The organism is Candidatus Contubernalis alkalaceticus, from assembly GCF_022558445.1.
GTDB lineage: Bacteria > Bacillota > Dethiobacteria > SKNC01 > SKNC01 > Contubernalis > Contubernalis alkaliaceticus.
Window position 1 is genome coordinate 3,378,271 of the sequence record NZ_CP054699.1, and the last position, 17,170, is coordinate 3,395,440.

The 17,170-nt window shown below is 42.8% G+C and carries 15 protein-coding genes and 1 pseudogene; 2 read left to right on the forward strand and 14 right to left on the reverse strand.

Annotated features, from left to right (window positions below):
- Positions 1-42: 42 nt before the first annotated feature.
- From HUE98_RS16680 to HUE98_RS16705, 6 genes are all read right to left on the reverse strand, one after another.
- Positions 43-879: a tyrosine-protein phosphatase gene (locus HUE98_RS16680; protein WP_241421711.1), complete on the reverse strand. Its 837-nt coding sequence runs from the start codon at positions 877-879 to the stop codon at positions 43-45.
- A 293-nt stretch (positions 880-1,172) separates the two neighbouring features.
- Entirely contained in the window at positions 1,173-1,856 is a 684-nt protein-coding gene (locus HUE98_RS16685) for a YveK family protein (protein ID WP_241421712.1), read from the reverse strand.
- 146 nt (positions 1,857-2,002) lie between these two features.
- Positions 2,003-2,563: a GNAT family N-acetyltransferase gene (locus HUE98_RS16690; RefSeq protein ID WP_241421713.1), complete on the reverse strand. Its 561-nt coding sequence runs from the start codon at positions 2,561-2,563 to the stop codon at positions 2,003-2,005.
- Positions 2,523-3,722, reverse strand: a complete 1,200-nt coding sequence (locus HUE98_RS16695) for a glycosyltransferase (RefSeq protein ID WP_241421714.1) — start codon at positions 3,720-3,722, stop codon at positions 2,523-2,525. Before HUE98_RS16695 ends, HUE98_RS16690 begins: the two co-directional genes overlap by 41 nt.
- A gap of 20 nt (positions 3,723-3,742) precedes the next feature.
- Positions 3,743-4,867, reverse strand: coding sequence for a glycosyltransferase (locus HUE98_RS16700; RefSeq protein ID WP_241421715.1), 1,125 nt, complete (start codon positions 4,865-4,867; stop codon positions 3,743-3,745).
- Between the two features lie 25 nt (positions 4,868-4,892).
- Positions 4,893-5,807, reverse strand: a complete 915-nt coding sequence (locus HUE98_RS16705) for a glycosyltransferase family 2 protein (protein ID WP_241421716.1) — start codon at positions 5,805-5,807, stop codon at positions 4,893-4,895.
- 148 nt (positions 5,808-5,955) lie between these two features.
- Between HUE98_RS16705 and tnpA the strand changes: the two are divergent.
- A pseudogene (tnpA, locus tag HUE98_RS16710) lies at positions 5,956-6,353 on the forward strand (IS200/IS605 family transposase).
- Positions 6,354-6,357: 4 nt separating this feature from the next.
- A complete protein-coding gene (locus tag HUE98_RS16715) occupies positions 6,358-7,653 on the forward strand; it encodes an RNA-guided endonuclease InsQ/TnpB family protein (protein WP_241421717.1) in 1,296 nt (431 codons plus the stop codon).
- 5 nt (positions 7,654-7,658) lie between these two features.
- Here HUE98_RS16715 and HUE98_RS16720 read toward each other — a convergent pair whose 3' ends face one another.
- From HUE98_RS16720 to HUE98_RS16755, 8 genes are all read right to left on the reverse strand, one after another.
- Positions 7,659-8,582, reverse strand: a complete 924-nt coding sequence (locus tag HUE98_RS16720) for a glycosyltransferase (RefSeq protein ID WP_241421718.1) — start codon at positions 8,580-8,582, stop codon at positions 7,659-7,661.
- Positions 8,583-8,620: 38 nt separating this feature from the next.
- Positions 8,621-10,429 (reverse strand): ABC transporter ATP-binding protein, encoded by a 1,809-nt coding sequence (locus tag HUE98_RS16725; RefSeq protein ID WP_241421719.1) that lies wholly within the window; start codon positions 10,427-10,429, stop codon positions 8,621-8,623.
- Between the two features lie 109 nt (positions 10,430-10,538).
- Entirely contained in the window at positions 10,539-11,684 is a 1,146-nt protein-coding gene (locus HUE98_RS16730; protein WP_241421720.1) for a glycosyltransferase family 2 protein, read from the reverse strand.
- Positions 11,685-11,733: 49 nt separating this feature from the next.
- Entirely contained in the window at positions 11,734-12,708 is a 975-nt protein-coding gene (locus HUE98_RS16735) for a glycosyltransferase (protein ID WP_241421721.1), read from the reverse strand.
- 24 nt (positions 12,709-12,732) lie between these two features.
- Positions 12,733-13,707 (reverse strand): glycosyltransferase, encoded by a 975-nt coding sequence (locus HUE98_RS16740; protein WP_241421722.1) that lies wholly within the window; start codon positions 13,705-13,707, stop codon positions 12,733-12,735.
- A 1-nt stretch (position 13,708) separates the two neighbouring features.
- On the reverse strand, positions 13,709-14,857 hold the full coding sequence (locus tag HUE98_RS16745) for a DegT/DnrJ/EryC1/StrS family aminotransferase (protein ID WP_241421723.1): 1,149 nt from the start codon (positions 14,855-14,857) through the stop codon (positions 13,709-13,711).
- A gap of 79 nt (positions 14,858-14,936) precedes the next feature.
- Positions 14,937-16,022, reverse strand: a complete 1,086-nt coding sequence (locus HUE98_RS16750) for a GNAT family N-acetyltransferase (RefSeq protein WP_241421724.1) — start codon at positions 16,020-16,022, stop codon at positions 14,937-14,939.
- A gap of 43 nt (positions 16,023-16,065) precedes the next feature.
- Positions 16,066-17,088 (reverse strand): 50S ribosomal protein L11 methyltransferase, encoded by a 1,023-nt coding sequence (locus HUE98_RS16755; RefSeq protein ID WP_241421725.1) that lies wholly within the window; start codon positions 17,086-17,088, stop codon positions 16,066-16,068.
- Between the last annotated feature and the right edge of the window lie 82 nt (positions 17,089-17,170).

Here is a 17,170-nt window from a genome sequence, read left to right on the forward strand (position 1 = left end):
CTTTAGGAATGATGCCTGGAACATATTAGTTCCAGGAGTCTATTAAATACCCGGCTTTCTACCCTGCCCGCGGGAGGTGAATAACCCCAGGATACAGCTCCACAGGTTCCTTCCCGCAGTGCGGGCCTGATATTCTTGGGGCACTGGTACTGTAAAATCTCTTCCCTCCAGAATCATTTCCGGAACAGAGGTAATCATGCTCTTTACCATTTCTTTCCCCACCAAATCCTCGGCCTTCTTTAGAGATTCTTGAAAGTACTTGAGCCGGCCGCCGGTGCTGTGCATGTCTGACGCCAAAAGATGCACCATGCGGCACTTCAAAAGCACCTCCGCCGCCTTTTGTGCTTCTTCCCCAAAATATCCGGTTAGGCTGGATAAGGTACACTGCATCAGAACTCCCTGTTCAATCAGGGGAAGAAGAATATTGGGGTTCTCCTGCACACTAATATTCCTTTCCGGATGTGGGATAATGGTCCTTACCCCTTTGATTGAAAGGCTGAAGATAAGGTTTTCCAGATAAGCAGGAATAGGTTGAAAATGAGGCAGCTCCAAAAGTAAATACTTTCCGGTATCATTGATGGTTAAAAGTTCTTTTTTTTCAAGCTGTGCAGGTATATTTACAGATATATGAACTTCCGCTCCGGGGATTATCTCCAGAGGGATTTTTTCTTTATGTAAAGCAGCTTGTAATTCCCGGACTTTTTCTAAGATGAGGGGCTTTCCATTATCAAAGATACCCTCCACCACATGAGGTGTTGCAACCACTCTGCTTATTCCCTGCTTGACGGCCATCTCTGCCATTTCCAGAGATTCTTCCAGGGTCTTAGGGCCGTCATCCAACTGGGGAAGGATATGGGCATGTATATCTATGTAGGACAAACTACCACCCCTATCCGGCTGTTACCCATTATATTGATGGATACATATTAAGATTAATATTTAAGTAGTTAAACTTTATGCTTTTATTCTACAAACCATTGTATATTCCTGCAAATTTTGCTAACTTTTATATAGAAATAATGGATTCCTAACCATATAATGTATCTTAACTAATGATAAGCAATCTCTTTATCCATAGAATACCCTGGGTTAGATATTTGAGGATTGAAAAAAAAGCCGGTCCCTCTGAGAATATTATTCTAAAAGGGGCCGGCGTTTATCTCCTTTATACCTTAATTCTTCTCCTCAATAGCAGGAACTGTGCCTAAAACATTCAGAGACAAAAGCCGGTGGACTTCATCAGGGGTTTTCACCGTATCATCTAGGTATTCCAAGAGAAAGGCAAGGCCAACAGCTACCATAAACCCTAAAACTCCGGCTACCGCTATATTCAAAAGAGGGCGGGGAGCTATAGGGCTGACCGGTGGAACAGCCTTGTCTATTACTTTAACGTTATCTATCTTAATCAACAGCGGCACCTGGTTCTGAAAAACCTCAGCCACTTCATTGGCAATGATAGAAGCCAATTCGGGATTTTTATTGGTAACGCTGATGGAAATTACTTCCGTATCCTTAACCAGGGAAACCTCTACCATGCTGCTGAGTTCTGCCGGGGTCAAATTCATCTGCAGCCTTTTGGCAGCCTCTTCTGCTACCAGGCGGCTTTTGGCAATTTCCCGATAGGTATTAACCAGCTGCCGGTTAAACTGAATATCCTGGTACACCACCTCTGTTGTCTGCTCCTTCCAGAGCATTAAGGTGGTGGAAGCCTCATATATTGGGGTCAAGTAGAAATAGCTGACCAAACCGCTGATTAAAGCCGCCAGCAGAGGAATAATAATTAAAAACTTTATTCGCTTTAGCAGGATATAAAATATATCCCGAATATCAATCTCTTGCTCCATGTGTTCTTCCATGCTTGTTTCTCCTTTACTTGAGACTGCTGTCAGACCGGCCTCCGAGAGGAGGCAGTCTCTTCCATTTTTTAAACACCCCTATACCTATTCTTGTTAGATGTAAAAAATCCTGCTAATTTTACTGTTTATTCTTTTAATTATAATTTTTAAGGGTATAGGGATTCTTTTTTCAAGACCTCTTCAAAATCCTGCCTCAAACAAGACATAATTTTTAAATCCTCAAACTTCCCATTCTTGTATACGGCATGCCGGAAAACCCCTTCATGTTTAAAGCCGCATTTTTCGATTCCCTTATAGGCCGCCGTATTGGACAATAATATATCAATTGAAATCCTTTCCAGGCCTAAATCATAAAAACCATGCTGAAGCATTAAAATGGCAATCTCAGAACCGTACCCCTGGCTCCGGTATCTTTTATCTCCAATCATGGTTCCCAGCCAGGCATTCCTGTTCAACCAGTTAATGCTGTCCAGGGAAGTATTTCCTATGTGAAGGTCATTTTCCTTAAGGCATACTGCTAGCCTGACATTATCCTGGTTATCAAAAATAGCATCATTTACCCATTTCCTTTCATATTCTGAAGACACATAGTACCTTCTGCCCGTCAAAAGAGACCATAACTCCTCATCTCTTCGCCAGGTTATGGTTGTTTTATAATCCTCCGGCTCAAATGCCCTTACGTATACTCTGAATTTGGTTAAATCCATAGGTGAAACCTCCCTTAATTTCCTCTATCCATTGCAATATCCCTTCTGCCCTGCAGGACAGGTTAAAACTTTTTGCTTTATCCAGGGACGCTTTAGACATGCTGCAGCGCATTTCCTCATTATTATGCAGGGCTAAAACAGCACTGCGGATCTCTTGTATATCTAAAGGATTAACCCGCAGGGAATACTGCCGGCCCAAAATATCATCATTAAAATCCCCTACGGAGGAAATAATAGGCAGCCCACAGGCCATAGCCTCAATAATGGCATTGCAGGAGCCCTCCGCCAGGGTAGGCAGCACAAACATATCTGCGGCAGACAATAATTCAGGAACCCTGGAATGCTCAACGGCTCCTTTAAATAAGATGTTTTCTCCAATTAGAGGTATTTTCCCTTGACCCATAAAAATAATTCCTATATCTTCTATCCCCTTTACCGCCTCCAAAACCCTGTGGGGGCCCTTGCGGGGAATTAACCCACCGGTAAAGGCAATGATAGTTTTATCCGGGGGAAAGCCGTACTTTTTCCTCATCTCTGCTTTTTTCCTGGGATAAAAAGAGGTAAAATCCACACAGTTAGGAAACACTCGAATCTTTTCATCGGGAAGGTGAAGCTTATCCCGGCAGAATTCCCTGTTGGCTTTTGAAACAGAGACTATCCCTGAGGCATTTTGAAAATCTTTTTCCGGTTTCACGTATATCCCCCTGTTTTTAAAATGCCTGGAGGGTTCTGATTCACCTATGGCCGCAATAGAGGGAATATTCATCTTAACCCCCAGCTTGACGGCGGTAGCTCCGGAGGAATAAAGAAAATGGCCGTACAGCACATCAGGCCTTAATTTATATTTTTTTACCGCTTTTAATACCGAACGCTCAAAACTAACTTGCGTTAAATCAAAGGAATTATAGCCCAGAAGTTTCCTGTTGGAAAAGGTGATAAACCTGGGGTTGATAATGGTTATAGGGTTATCAATAGTATCATCTATAAATGAATGGGGTTCTGATTTTTCAAAACGTTGGGAGAACATACCCCGGGGGGTAAGCACAGTACACCCTACCCCTGCCCTGGCCATCTCTCTAACCAGTGCCTGGACAAAAGCCCCCCGTCCAGGCCTGTTCCTGGAGGGATAATGTTCGGTAATAAACAAAATATTTCTCATATATGTTCTCCATTATTTTTTTAAGAATCACCATAAATTAATTGCTCATACAATTTGATCAGCTTGTTCTCTTCATTTTCCCAGTTGTAGCTTTCCCTTACTGCTTCTCGGCCCTTATTACCCATTTCGGCGGCTTTTTCAGGATTATTTATTAAATAATTTACAGCTGCGTTTATTTCCTCTGTATCATTAGGATTTACACCTATGCCGCAGCCTGTCTTTTCAATAAGATTACGCCAGGCCTTAAAATCAGAACAGATAACGGGTATGCCGGCCCCCATGTATTCAAAGAATTTTGTCAGTTCTTTATTTAGGTAATGTTCCGTGGCAGGGAAAATCGCCAGCCCCGCTGTCCAGCCTCCCCTTTTATAATAATTCATTATTTCATCAAAGGGGACATGCTTATCTATTCCCGCAATATGCAGCCGGTGTTTTTCCTCCCCCGCCAGCTGATACATCTCTTGGGCTAATTTCCCACTGCATCTTCCCACCAGGAACAATTCCACCTGTTTCATGCTTTTAAGTATTTTAGGGTAAATTAAGGCTCCCCGGTCTTCTGAAATATTTCCCGTATACAAAAGCTTTGGCCGAGAGGCCTCAAGGTGAGGTTTGTCAGTCCATGAAAACCTGGCTTTATCCGGGTAATTTAATATCAGAACCCCCCGGGGAAAACGCTTAATGTAGTACTTTTCCGCCAGAATCACCGTAAAAAACCTGGAAAGCTTTTGCTCCAGACCTCCCAAAATTGATGCTGCTATGGGCCGTAAAACCCTGGGAATATATTCTTTCAGTGCAATGGAACTCTCATAATCTTCATGAACATCATAGATTACGGTTTTCTTTTTTAATCGTAACAAAAGCCCCACCCAAATTAGTTCCGGGTCATGCAGGTGATAAACCTGTCCCTTCTCCGCGGCTGCGGCCTTAAGTATCCCAATAGATGTAAGCAGCATCCGGATAATCCTGTTTTTAGGTTTGGGCAGAGCCCGAATAAAAACGCCCTCCACCACTTGATTTTTTTCCCCGGGAGCAATTAATGCCACGGAAAAGCCTGCCCCGGCCAGGCTTTTACACTGTTTATGAAATATTCGATTGTCAAAGGGATTATGTACGCTGGTAAGATGAACTATCTTTTCTTTATCCACTGGCACCCACCTTTAATCCAATTAATTATGGATTTTTGCCCGGCCTTAAACTTTTTAGCCTCTTATAATTCTTTTCTCCTAAGGAAAGGAGGGTGAAGTAAGGGAGGGTTTCTAAGTTTGCCGGATATATAAGAAAGGCTTTGAAAAAATTCTTCCTGGCCTCTTTAATTAAATTAAATTCCAAAAGCTTTCTGCCGTAGTTCATCAGGTAGAAGCTGTGGCCCCGGCGATTTTTTTTAAAACTTGCATAATACTTATTATAAATTTTGTGATGGCCTTCTATCTTGGAATGTATATTATCACTGATGCGGCCCTGATGATGTTTTCGATAAATAACCAGAATTTCTTTAATATAATCAAATTCATATTTTTGAGAAATCCTTAAATAAAGATCCAGGTCCTGTTTTGAAGGTAAAGACTCATCAAAGCCTCCTACCTCAAAAAGAGCCTCTTTTCTTAAGAGCACCGAAGAGAGGGTGCCTATATAGTTTTTCTCCAGTAATCGTTCAAAGATGTTTCCCCTTATCTCAGGTAAAACATCTTTAATGATATTGTCACTTTCCCCACAGAAGCGAAGCCCCGTATAAACGGCAGCAGTCTCACTGCGGGAATCTGTCAGTAACTTAACCTGCTTCTCCAGCTTTTCCGGAAGCCACAGGTCATCATCATCCAGGAAAGCAGTCATGCTGCCGGAGGATCTCTTTATGGCGGTATTCCTGGCGGCGGCACCCCCACGGGGGCTTAAATGTTTCACATAAACTATATCCATGCCCTGTTTTTGATAATTTTTCACCACATCAAGGGTACCATCGGTAGAACAATCATCCACCACCAGCACTTCATAATTTTTATAGGTTTGGGCCTGCACGCTCTTTAAGGAGGTTTTCAAAAGCTGTGCCCTGTTTCTGGTGGGTATAATAATACTAACATAAGGCTTCATTAAAAACACAATCCTTTTTTTAGAAAATACCGGCGGGAATCCTTGGGGTCTATTGACCCCGAGATGAAAGCCGGAAAAGCTACTATATGTCGCAAAATGAATGGATACAACACTTGCATTTGCATTATAAGCATGCTATACTATTTGCATGGAGAACATACGTTCCAGGACATGCGTTTACAACATCTGGTATCATATTGTTTGGTCAACTAAATACCGTAAAAAGATCTTAACCGGTAAATAGCCGATTACTGTCATCAGCTATTTTATGAAATCGCTGATGAGTTTGAGTTTCAAATAGCCAACATGGAAATATGCCGGATCATATACATCTTTTTGTGACTGCACATCCCAAAAAAGCGCCTGGAGATATTGTAAAAAAACTAAAAGGAATTTCTGGCAGGAAGCTTTTCATACAGTTCCCTTGAGTTAAGGAAAGTATATTGGAAAAATCAAATATGGAACCCATCAACGTATTATGGGACTGCAGAATGTATTACACAGGAAACTATCCAAAGATATATTGAAAATCAAAAAAGCAGGTGAAATAGTGAGTGCCTTTTACCTATCTGACAAAATACGCATTACCCCGAACAAAACAGCTATAGACAAACTTTGGGCGGTTTCTTATGCTTGCAAAGACGTCTGGAACCGATTGAACGGAGAGCGTTATGATAGGGATAAGAAAACCAACTATTATCAACAGAAAAAACAGCTTCCGCTGCTAAAACAACAACACCCTGCATTGAAAGTGCCCTCTTCCCAGGTTTTACAGGAAGTAGTCAAATCCCTCAATGCCAACTGGCAGATGTATTTCACCAAGCATAAAAAAGGTGATCCAGGTGTTAAGCCTCCCAGGTTCAAATCATATAAATATTTCTTCACCCAGAAATACCCACAGCAGGGTGTTTCCTTTGAAATCCACTGCGGCATCTTGCGCCTGGCCTACGGCAAGAATAAATCCAGTTGGATCGAGATTAAATTACCACAACGGGAGTATGATTTCCAGGCGGTCAAGAATGTTGTTGTTTCTTATGACCAGCGGGACAAGAAATGGTACGTATCGCTGAATCGTCATGTCCAGCTGCCCGAAAAACGTGTCAATGCCCATACTATCTATTTTGACCCGGGTTGCAAGATGACATTGACCGGTATAAAGACAGATTATTCAGTTGTAGAGTATGACATCAACCCCTTAAGAGAGCTAAACTTAAAGCATTACCTGCTAATCGATCATCTAAAGTCTCTAAGAGATACAAAACAGAAACACTCCGGGCGTTGGCGCAGGCTGAACAAGAAAATCAGCGGCTTATATAGCAAAATACGCACCCAGACCAAACACTACCTGCACAAACTGGCTAACCAGATCTTACAAGACCACCCGGATACAAATTTTAAGATAGGTAACTGGAACAAAGGGCAGACCCTTGCTGCTACGGGCATCGTTATTGTTGACAAGCGCATCAACCGTCAGGTTCAAAATAACAACCCTGTCAAGAAACTCATCGGATACCTGCGTTACAAAGCCATTATGAACGCTCAGCAGGTCGAAGAATTCGATGAGAGGGGTACAACCAGGACCTGTTCCGGTTGCGGCAGCCAACAGCAGATGCCACCAAACAAAAGGGTTTACCTTTGTCCAAAGTGTGGCTTTAAAGTAGAACGTGATATTAACACGGTGCTTAATTTTTTAAAAAACGATAATTATGCCATGTGGCATGGCCTGGGCGAAGTGCTCAGTATCGTCAGTTATCGTTTTAACCCTGTAACTGGCGCAAACCAAAGGATTGAAAGTCGATCTGTCATCCTGAACTACCAGGATGCACGGGGTCTATTGACCCCGTGAGGATGTCACAGATCATTTTCCTCTGCATATACTCTGCCCAACAGATAACCCAGCCGGTTTCCCAGTTCCTTAAACCTCCTGGCCGCTGTACCTTTTCGGTTTTCCCGGGAGCGGTAAAGAGCAAGGGGTGTCTTTGCTAAAAATATTAAAAAACTGTAAAGTTTTTTTACATATGATAGAGAGAAAATTTTGCGGTTCTGCATGCTGGCCTGGGCTTCCCCCACTTCAAACTCCCGGCGGAGGATGTTCATCAGCTTCATCTTAGAAGCAGGGGTCCAGTGATATACTTTTATTTCCGGGTCATACCAGATTACCGGATTGTCCTTTATAATCCTGCGGAAAAATTCCGACTCCTCCCCCATACGCAATTTTCCCCCGGACATACCGTACCGGGGAGAAAACCCCCGGTATTTTTCCAGGAGGCTTCTTTTAAAAGCCATGTTGGATCCCGAAAGTTTGGGATTTTCCCCCCTTAGATAGCAGGCCTTTGGCCCCCGGGTCCTTATTTCAAAATCATCGGAATACCAGCCTGGAGGGGGCACCTGGTACCAGGGATGTATTTCCCCTCCCACTACATCGGGCTGAGGGATTAGATTTTCAAAAGCATTGAGCATAAGACAGCACCAATCCTCTCCTGCCCGGGCGTCATCATCAATAAAGGCTGTATAATTACCCGAGGACTCCTGCCAACCCCGATTCCGTGAGTAGGATAATCCCTGTTTAGTCTCCAATAAAACTTTAAAATTGTGGTACTTTTTAGCAAATTCCCCCGCCACCCGGCCGGTCCCATCGGTAGAATTATTGTTTACCACAATCACTTCATACTTGTCTTTGGAGAGGGATTGTTCTGCCAGGGACTGCAGGCACTGAGACAAGAGGGATTCCCGGTTGTATGTACTGATAACTACAGACAGCTTGCTTTCTCCCACTTAACCACCTCTAAAGGTTTCTTGGTTTACATAATTCTCTACTGGACTCCCATGCTGGACATGGACTTAAAATGGGAATTGGAACTAATCAGTTCATCATAGGTGCCACAGCTGATAACCTTACCTTTTTCCAACATATAAATAAGGTCACAATTTTTAACCGTGGTAAATCTATGGGCAATAATAATTAAATTCTTGGTCAAGGACACGTTATCCAGGGCAGAGAGGACAGCTTTCTCGGTTTCCCCGTCCAGGGCGCTGGTAGCCTCATCCATCACTAAAACCTGAGGGTCGTGATACAGCGCCCGGGCAATACCCACCCTCTGCCTCTGCCCCCCGCTGAGGCGGACTCCCCGTTCTCCCACTAAGGAATTATACCCCTGGGGCAGTTCATTCACAATAAAGTCATGAATATTGGCAATTCGGGCTGCCTTTTCCACCGCCGCTATATTCACTTCCTCCTGGGGCACGCCAAAGGCTATATTCCTGATCAGGGTATCATCCAAAAGGTAAATGTTTTGGGAAACATATCCCATGTTACGCTGCCAGTTCCTGATGTTGTTTCCGTCTATTACTTCATCATCCACCTTAATGCTGCCCTCTTGAGGCATTAAAAGCCCCAGGATAATATCTGCCACAGTAGTTTTTCCTGAGCCCGTAGACCCCACCAGAGCAATAGAGGTTTTGGGATAGATGGTCATATTTAAGTCCTCTATGACAAAGCCATCGGAATTAGGGTAACGGAAGGATACCTTTTGCAGTTCTATTTTTTCTTGGAAAACAAGGGGTTTTACCTGGAAATCTGTAATCCGGTCCATGTATCCCATTTCGTACTTTTCGGTATAATCGTCGTAAATCTTATTCAGCACCGCCTGACTTACCTGTATCTGTGCAAAAGCCTGAAATACCTCCTGTAGGGAGGGCATCAGACGGTAGCCGGCAAAGGCGTATAAACTAACCATGGGAATCACCAGGTGTGCCTCACCACTGACAGAAAGTAAATAAAGGGTTAAAACAATAACTCCTCCAAAGGCCATTGTTTCCAGAAAATACCGGGGCAGCTGGCTTACGGTAGAATTCCAGGCATGCTGGAAAGAGTATTCCTTGGAATGTTTAGAAAATATTTTTTGAAAAGAAAATTCTTTGCCCAGGACTTTAATGTCTTTTATTAATCCAAAGGTCTCATATGCCAAAAAGTAACGGTACTGATTTGCCTCCAACATTTTTTTCCCGCTGGATTTTAGTTTCTTCCGAAGAAAAAGATATATAGCTCCATATAAAAATCCCAGCAGCAGCACCGTTAAAAGCGTGATTAAAGGATTCACCAGAATCAGCATCACGGCAATGGAAACCACCACAACGCTGCGGGTAATTAAATTTAAGATAGGAATCATTAATCCGGAGGTTAAAGCATTGACTTCCCCCAGTATATTCTTACACAAATCAGAACTGTGCCGGTCCAGAAAAAAAGGATAAGGTTGAGACAGGTATTTATTCAAAAGGGCCATGGAAAGATTATGATTTTTTTCCCAGACAAAGAGCAGCTTGTACCAGGTGGTAAAAGCTGCCATGGCATTTCCTGCCACCAGGATGCCCAAGACAAGAACACCGGAAAAGACAATAAATGAACCAATTTCCGTAAAGCCCAGTCCTAAATAAGCCCAATTGATCCAGCGGTCCTCTAAAATAGTTTCCGGGTTCATAACCATGCTCATAAAAGGCAGGATAGAAACTACCGATAGTGCCTGAAAAAAGGCTACCACCATCAGAAAACACATTAACAGCCCAACCTTCTTTTTTTCCCCGGAGGTAAATAGTACATTTAGTTTCTTAAGAGTCTCAAGCATGCTTAAATTAACATCCTTTCCAGGTTAGCCTTTAAGGAAATCTTACGGCTCACTCTCTAACAATAATAATTTATACCAGACAGCAGAGTACAATAAGCCTTATGGAAGGTCACTTCCGGGAGGGAACCCATGAAACTGCACTGTCTCCCCGGTAGTAGTTAACTAATCCCAGGATGGAAGAATAACTCACCACACAAAAATAGGCGGGGATTAACAGCGGTTTAAAGCTTCGTTTACTGATTATACCACCCAAGGCCAGAAAAATAAATAACATCTGAAATAACAGGGTGAACAAGAAAAACCCTCTGGAAGAAAAAGCCAGATAAAGGTTTGTTAAAAAAAGCGCCCCCAGGAAAATCCCCGTATACCACCGGAGAAGTTTCCGGCTAAACAAACCCAAGGCCAGAAATCCATATTTTAAGGGATTCAGCATTTTTTTAACCGACAGGAGCCCCCGGTAACTTCGGGTTATAATTCTTACTTTCCGTTGAAACTCCAACTGAAAACTCTTGGAGGCATCTTCATAAGAAACGGCTTTTTCCTCATAAACAGCCCGGAAGCCCTTTTCAATTATTTTTAAAGGTTCCACAAAGTCACTGATAATATCTTCTTTTATAGGTACATATAGATCTTTTCGCAGGGCATATATGGAGCCATTGGCCCCCAGGACATTCCCCAACCGGCTTTCCAGTTTTTTTAGATATTTTTCATACTTCCAGTAAAGCCCTTCCCCTTCCCCGGCCCCGCAGTTCTCCACACGGTATCTTAGTTCCCCGCAGACGCAGCCTACCCGGGTATCATAAAAGTTTCTAACCAGTTTTCTAACGGCATCCGGGCGGTACCTGGCATTGGCATCTGAAAACACAATAATCTCTCCCCGGGCACAGGTAACAGCCCTGTTCTGTGCAGCTGTTTTGCCGCGATTTTTTTTGAAGGACAACAGCCTGATTTCGGGATGCTGCTTAATAAATTTTCTTACAATTTCGTTGGTATTGTCCTTGGAACCGTCTGAAGCCACAATAATATCCAACTTATCCCGGGGATAATCCAGTTCCAAAGTATTTGCCAGCTTTTCCACCATATGCTTTTCTTCGTTATAAGCAGTTATAATTAAGGTGGTAAAGGGTTCATATTCATTGTTTTTTACCACCGGCCTGGTCATAAAATAAGAAAAAATGGAAATAATTACGGGATATCCAAAATAAATATAAATGAGAACTGCAGTTAAAATCCAAAAGATAATTTCAGGCACCATTTTTTTGGTTCTTCTCCTTTCTTAGAAGAAGCATAATAAGCCAGGTTGATTAATGTATTTCTTTTACTTTAAAACTGGAAAGTTCCGGCGGCGGTTGGTGATACTGCTTAAAAAAATGTTTTAAATAGTACATATTTTTTGCAGCTCTCATCCACCAGCAGAAAAAAAATAAAACCGGCATGTTCATATTTGAACCTTTAAAAAGCTTTTTCACGGTGTTTATTTTCCTGGGGAAAATAATATGCTTTAAGATTTTTAAAAAGCTGCGGTATGCAAATCTTTTGGGGTATAGGCTATTAAGCTGCCTTTTACCCGCAGCAACCCTATCATATTTTATCATTAACTGCCGGTAATCCCGGGGGGGATGGAAAACCATTAAATCACTCCGGTAAACCTGTTTAAACTCTGATTCCCTGCTTACCCTTTCCCCGAATTCATGGTCACCGGAGGAGAAAAGCCTCTCATCAAAGCCCCCCACAGATTGTATCAGTTTTCTCCTGATAAAAAGGTTAGCCGTAGGGCCAAAATGTTCATTTTTCATGTAATCCTCCACCAAAAATGAAGCATTCTGCTGGTAATAGTGGGTTAAGTTCAGAATTTTTTCTCTGTCTATCCATATCTCTCCGGCGGCATAATCCCATTTTTTAAGGGCCTGCAGCCCTTTCTGCAGCCAATCCGGGGGAACCGTCACGTCTGAGTCCGTAAAGGCCAAATATTCCCCTTTAGAAATTTCTACTGCGCGGTTTCTGGCAAAATAAGAACCGCCATTGGGCATAATTTCCACCATTCTGGTGCCATGCCTTCGGCAGATATGGGTAATTTCTTCCGCCCCTCCATCGTTGGCCACAATGATTTCATACCACTCCCTGCTCAAAGTTTGTTTTTCCAGGGAAGAAAGAAGGGTTTTAAGCCCCTGCTCATCTTGAAAAACCGGGACAATTACACTTATAAAGCTTTCTTTCGGTTCATTCGTAAATATTAATGGGTTAACAATGTTTAGCCGGTAACCCTTACCATCTGCCAAGGGAGCATTCCTCCGTTTACTTTGTTAATTACAGCCATCTTTTACAGAGCCCGATGCCTTAAATATCTTATACAGCCCCGGAAAACATACCCGAAAGCCAAGCCTGGAAAGCAGCCGGGTATTCTTTAACCCCTCTTTGTATTTCCACCTCTTCAGGCACTGGTGATAGCATTTTTTGGCATTGACCAGATCATTTTCTAAGAGAAACTCCTTCATCAGTTTAAAATACATTTTCTTCAGCTGATTATTAATTATCCTGCTGTAACGGTAAGAAAAATGTGAGTTAATCAATTGATACATTTCAATCACACCCTCAAGTTTTCCCCTGTTAGTATTGGAGGACCAGATTCCCGCAGGATGCTGCCTGTACCTGGACATTACTTCATCAATATACCCTATGTAACCATGCTGAGCACATAAAAGGAACAAAGGCCAGTCTCCAATGTAGAGGTACAAGTACCAGGGGGGAAGTTCCCCCAGGGCGCTCCGCCGGCACATGTAAGCAGAAGTGCTGATAAAATTTCGTTCCAGCAGGTCTTCAATAGTCATCTTTTCCCTGCGGAAAGGGGAGGGAGGATTAATCACCGGCTGGAAGGAGTCATCCTCCTGGCAAAATAATTCTGTAGCATGAAAACAGATGGCAAAATCCTCATGACCGTCTAAAAAATCCACCTGCCGCTGCAGCTTATGGGGAGAAGTCCAGTAATCATCCCCGTCTAAAAAAGCCAGGTATTGGCCCCTGCAGTAATTGAAGACATTAACAAAACCAATCAAGCTTTCAGCTCCGGTATTTTCTTCATTCAGCAAAAGCACAATCTTTTCTGGATATTTATGCTTATATTCCAGAACAATTTCCCGGGTTCTATCGGTAGAATAATCCTCCATTATAATAAGTTCATAATCAAAATCCGTCTGCTGCATCAACACGCTGTCAACTGCTTCGGCGATATACTTTTCCTGGTTATAGGTAGGCATGCATATACTGACCTTAGGTAACATTTTAAAGTTTCCCCCGGCCTAAATGAATTAATATTTCACAAATGGCCTCTACATCCCCGCCGCTGAGTTCCCCGTATAAAGGAAGAGTCAATATTTCCTTCACCACCCTGCGGGCCACCGGCAGATTAGAAAGAGAAGCAGAAGGCAGGTGACCATAGTAGTTATACTGGCTGCACAAAGGATAGAAATATTTTCGGGTATATATATTGTATTTCTTTAACTCTTCGTAAACATAGTCCCTGCTTTTCCCAAAAGCTTCTTCATTGATCCGAACGCAGAAATACTGGAAGCTTCCCTCTATGCCGCTGAATTCCTGCAGACAGGTGATTCCCTGAACATCCTTCAGCCCCTGACGGTACTTTTGAACCAGAACTTTTCTTTTTCTTCTCTCTTCCTCATAAATATCTAAAATAGTCAAGCCCAGGGCTGCCTGAAGCTCGTTCATTTTCCCGTTTATCCCCGGCATAACCACCTCTTCTTCTCCCTTGATTCCAAAATTCTTCAATAGATTCAGGCGATTTTTAAGCAGGGGATCTTTGAAAGTCAGAGCTCCCCCTTCGGCGGTATGGAATAGCTTGGTAGCATGGAAACTGAACATAGTAATATCTCCGAAGTTCCCAATGCCCACACCGTCAATTTCTACCCCAAAAGCATGGGCGGCATCATAAATTACTTTAAGTCCGTACAGATCTGCTACCTCCTGGATTTTTTTTACCTCACAAGGGGTGCCAAAGACATGTACCCCTAAAATTGCCGTAGTCTGTGAAGTAATCATAGATTCTATTTTTTCGGCATCTATATTCATAGTTACCGGGTGGATATCACAAAAAAGAGGCTTTACGTTGTTCCAGGTTAAAACATGGGGGGTAGCGGGAAAGGTAAAGGGAGTGGTGATGACCTCCCCGGTAATCCTGAGGCTTTTGCAGGCCAGCATAAGTGCAGTGGTACCATTATTGAACAAGGAAAGCAGAGGAACTTTAAGGGTTCCCGCCAGCCTGTCCTCCAGCATTTCATGTTGATGCCATTGGTTGGTGAGCCATTTTGATTCCCAGATCTGTTCCAGCCTGGCCGTATACTGCTTCAGGTCCGGCAGTACCGGACGGGTGACAAAAACAGGTTCCTTGAATGCTTTAAATAAATCCCCGGCCATTATCTTGACCCCTTTCCAAAAATCATATCTCTAAACTACAGCCCTTTTTCCCGGTGTCTGTTAAATTAGCTCTTTTGCACTACCGGGGGTGTCCTTCAAAAAAGGCCGGGTGCCTGTAGGCAGGAAAATAAGCCCCTTCGGGCTGAACACCGGTTTTTCTGCAGAGTTCCCCATAGAGTTGGCTGTATATATCTTTCCTTATAATGCATTTCCAGAAATTAAAAGAATGATCCCTTTTGGAAAATCCTTTCTTAAAATGAAGAAGGGAATCATCAGCCCCTCCAAACCCTCTGCCCAGATGTAAGGTATGGGCGCCCTTCTCCTTACCCCAAGCCCGAAGGGTATCCACTGAAAGCACCTCCGGGGACAAAGCCAGGTAATGTTTGCGGGTTCCCCCCAGATGAGCCTGAACAATACCGTTACATAAAGAAGCCGTTCCAGCGTTTATCACTGTACTTCCCTTCAGGCAGACAAAAAGGTGAATATCCTGCGCCATCTCTTTTTTTAAGAATGAAAAATATTCTTTAGAAAAAAAGTAGTAACGGGAAGCATTGGCTCTCTCCATGGTTTCCAGGTAAATTTCTTCAAATTCCTCCCAGTACTGCTTTTCCCGGTCTTCAAAACATACGCAGCCCTCTTTCTCCAACCCTTTGAGCCTTCTTCTATGGGACTTTCGGTAATCACTGTATTGGGCTTCTTCTGTGCCGGTGAGATCTATGGAAATAGTAGGGCTGGTGGGCATAATCTCTCCAAGGCCCCTTAAAATATTTTCCTGCCCCAAAAGAGGGTGCAGAGAACTAAAAACAGAAATCACCCGGGCAGAATTCAAGTAGTCCAGAAGGCATTTCCAAAAAGATGCCTTTTCTTCCTCTACCGGCATTCGGGAGGCCACAGGGCCCCCATACCCATATACCGATACTGCATCCTTAAAGCCTTTCCCCATATCTTTTACAAATGGCAGGTCTTGGATTCTGCGGAGAAGAAGTGGGAAAAGAACCGTCAGGCCGTTGTTTTTATAAATAATCATTACACCCCGTCCCTCACCGGCTGTTTCCGAGAGCCGGTGGTAAGAGGGCAGATGATAGATATCAAAGGTCCCTACCTGCTTCAACTCTTCCAGCCAACGGGTGTCATCTTCAATTTCCAAAACCTCAAAACTTTCCATGGTATCACTCCCGTGTTCTGGGCTAATCTAATTTAAAAAAAACTTATAAGGAATGGCTCCAGCGCCAGGTCTGGGGCACATTGATATTCTCCGCCTTAAGCTCAAAGTTGATTTCTTGTCCTTTTTCGACAATATCCGACTCCACCCTCAGTAAAAAATACTTCCAATTGGAAGCACGACTTTCTTCTGGTGCAGTAGTAATCACAATATCATCATCCAGGAGGCATCTAAAATAGACAATAAACCCATCCAACCTTCCCCCTCGGGCTACTTTTTTTGAAAATGTAAATTCATTGGGTATGTCGGTAGGGTTGATGGTGTGAAGGTCAAAGTCATAAATAGACTCAGGCCTGCTTAAAAAGAAATCAAATGACCATGGCTGGTTCAGCATAACGGAATTGTAACGGAAACCTGATGATGCTTCTTTGAGACAGGAAAAATCTATATTATGAATTTTTTGCTCTCTTATGTAGGGCACATAACTTAAGTCGTTAATTTTTACCGGTTCAATAAAAAATTCAAAACGGCTGGGGATTATTATCCCTCCCTTTACTAAAAATCGGTCCCGGAGGTCGCACACATTTTCCACCATATGCTCATTGAAAAGAAAATTGCCCATTTGTTCTTGAATAATAACATCTACCGGTGTATCTAAGGTTAACTGTTTGCTGTGAACCTTGAGAAACTCTATATTATTAATTTGGTTATATTCAGCCACTTTTTTTGCGGCTGAAACAATATCCGAGTGGTCGATAGCATATATTTTCTTTGCCCCCTGTTGGGCTGCAAAAAAAGAAAGTATCCCCAATCCTGTTCCCAGCTCCAGCACTGTATCCCCGGGCTTTACAAACCTGGAGATAGCGGCATAATAGAACTCAACCCGGGCTCTGTCAGCCAGCATTGCCTCATGCTCCACCATGTTACTGAAGGATTGTTCATTATAAATTCTATTAAATATATTTGTATACTGCTTTAAAATTTTAGGTTTACTCTTAATTAAGTTTACCATAAGTGTTATTATTTTACGCTTCAGAGTACTGTTGAAAGAACCCAATGATCTGCTCATACTTTCTCTATCATCACCCCTATAACAATCGTCTTCTTGTTAATTTTTTTGCACTAATGTTTATTCTATTCTACTACTTATA

What these genes read in the sequence shown, in the direction of transcription:
- HUE98_RS16725 (WP_241421719.1), bottom strand. Translation starts at nt 10,429, where the DNA reads ATGCTTGAGACTCTTAAGAAACTAAATGTACTATTTACCTCCGGGGAA.
- HUE98_RS16705 (WP_241421716.1), bottom strand. Translation starts at nt 5,807, where the DNA reads ATGAAGCCTTATGTTAGTATTATTATACCCACCAGAAACAGGGCACAG.
- HUE98_RS16745 (WP_241421723.1), bottom strand. Translation starts at nt 14,857, where the DNA reads ATGGCCGGGGATTTATTTAAAGCATTCAAGGAACCTGTTTTTGTCACC.
- HUE98_RS16730 (WP_241421720.1), bottom strand. Translation starts at nt 11,684, where the DNA reads ATGGTGCCTGAAATTATCTTTTGGATTTTAACTGCAGTTCTCATTTAT.
- HUE98_RS16685 (WP_241421712.1), bottom strand. Translation starts at nt 1,856, where the DNA reads ATGGAAGAACACATGGAGCAAGAGATTGATATTCGGGATATATTTTAT.
- HUE98_RS16740 (WP_241421722.1), bottom strand. Translation starts at nt 13,707, where the DNA reads ATGTTACCTAAGGTCAGTATATGCATGCCTACCTATAACCAGGAAAAG.
- HUE98_RS16755 (WP_241421725.1), bottom strand. Translation starts at nt 17,088, where the DNA reads ATGAGCAGATCATTGGGTTCTTTCAACAGTACTCTGAAGCGTAAAATA.
- HUE98_RS16750 (WP_241421724.1), bottom strand. Translation starts at nt 16,022, where the DNA reads ATGGAAAGTTTTGAGGTTTTGGAAATTGAAGATGACACCCGTTGGCTG.
- HUE98_RS16690 (WP_241421713.1), bottom strand. Translation starts at nt 2,563, where the DNA reads ATGGATTTAACCAAATTCAGAGTATACGTAAGGGCATTTGAGCCGGAG.
- HUE98_RS16695 (WP_241421714.1), bottom strand. Translation starts at nt 3,722, where the DNA reads ATGAGAAATATTTTGTTTATTACCGAACATTATCCCTCCAGGAACAGG.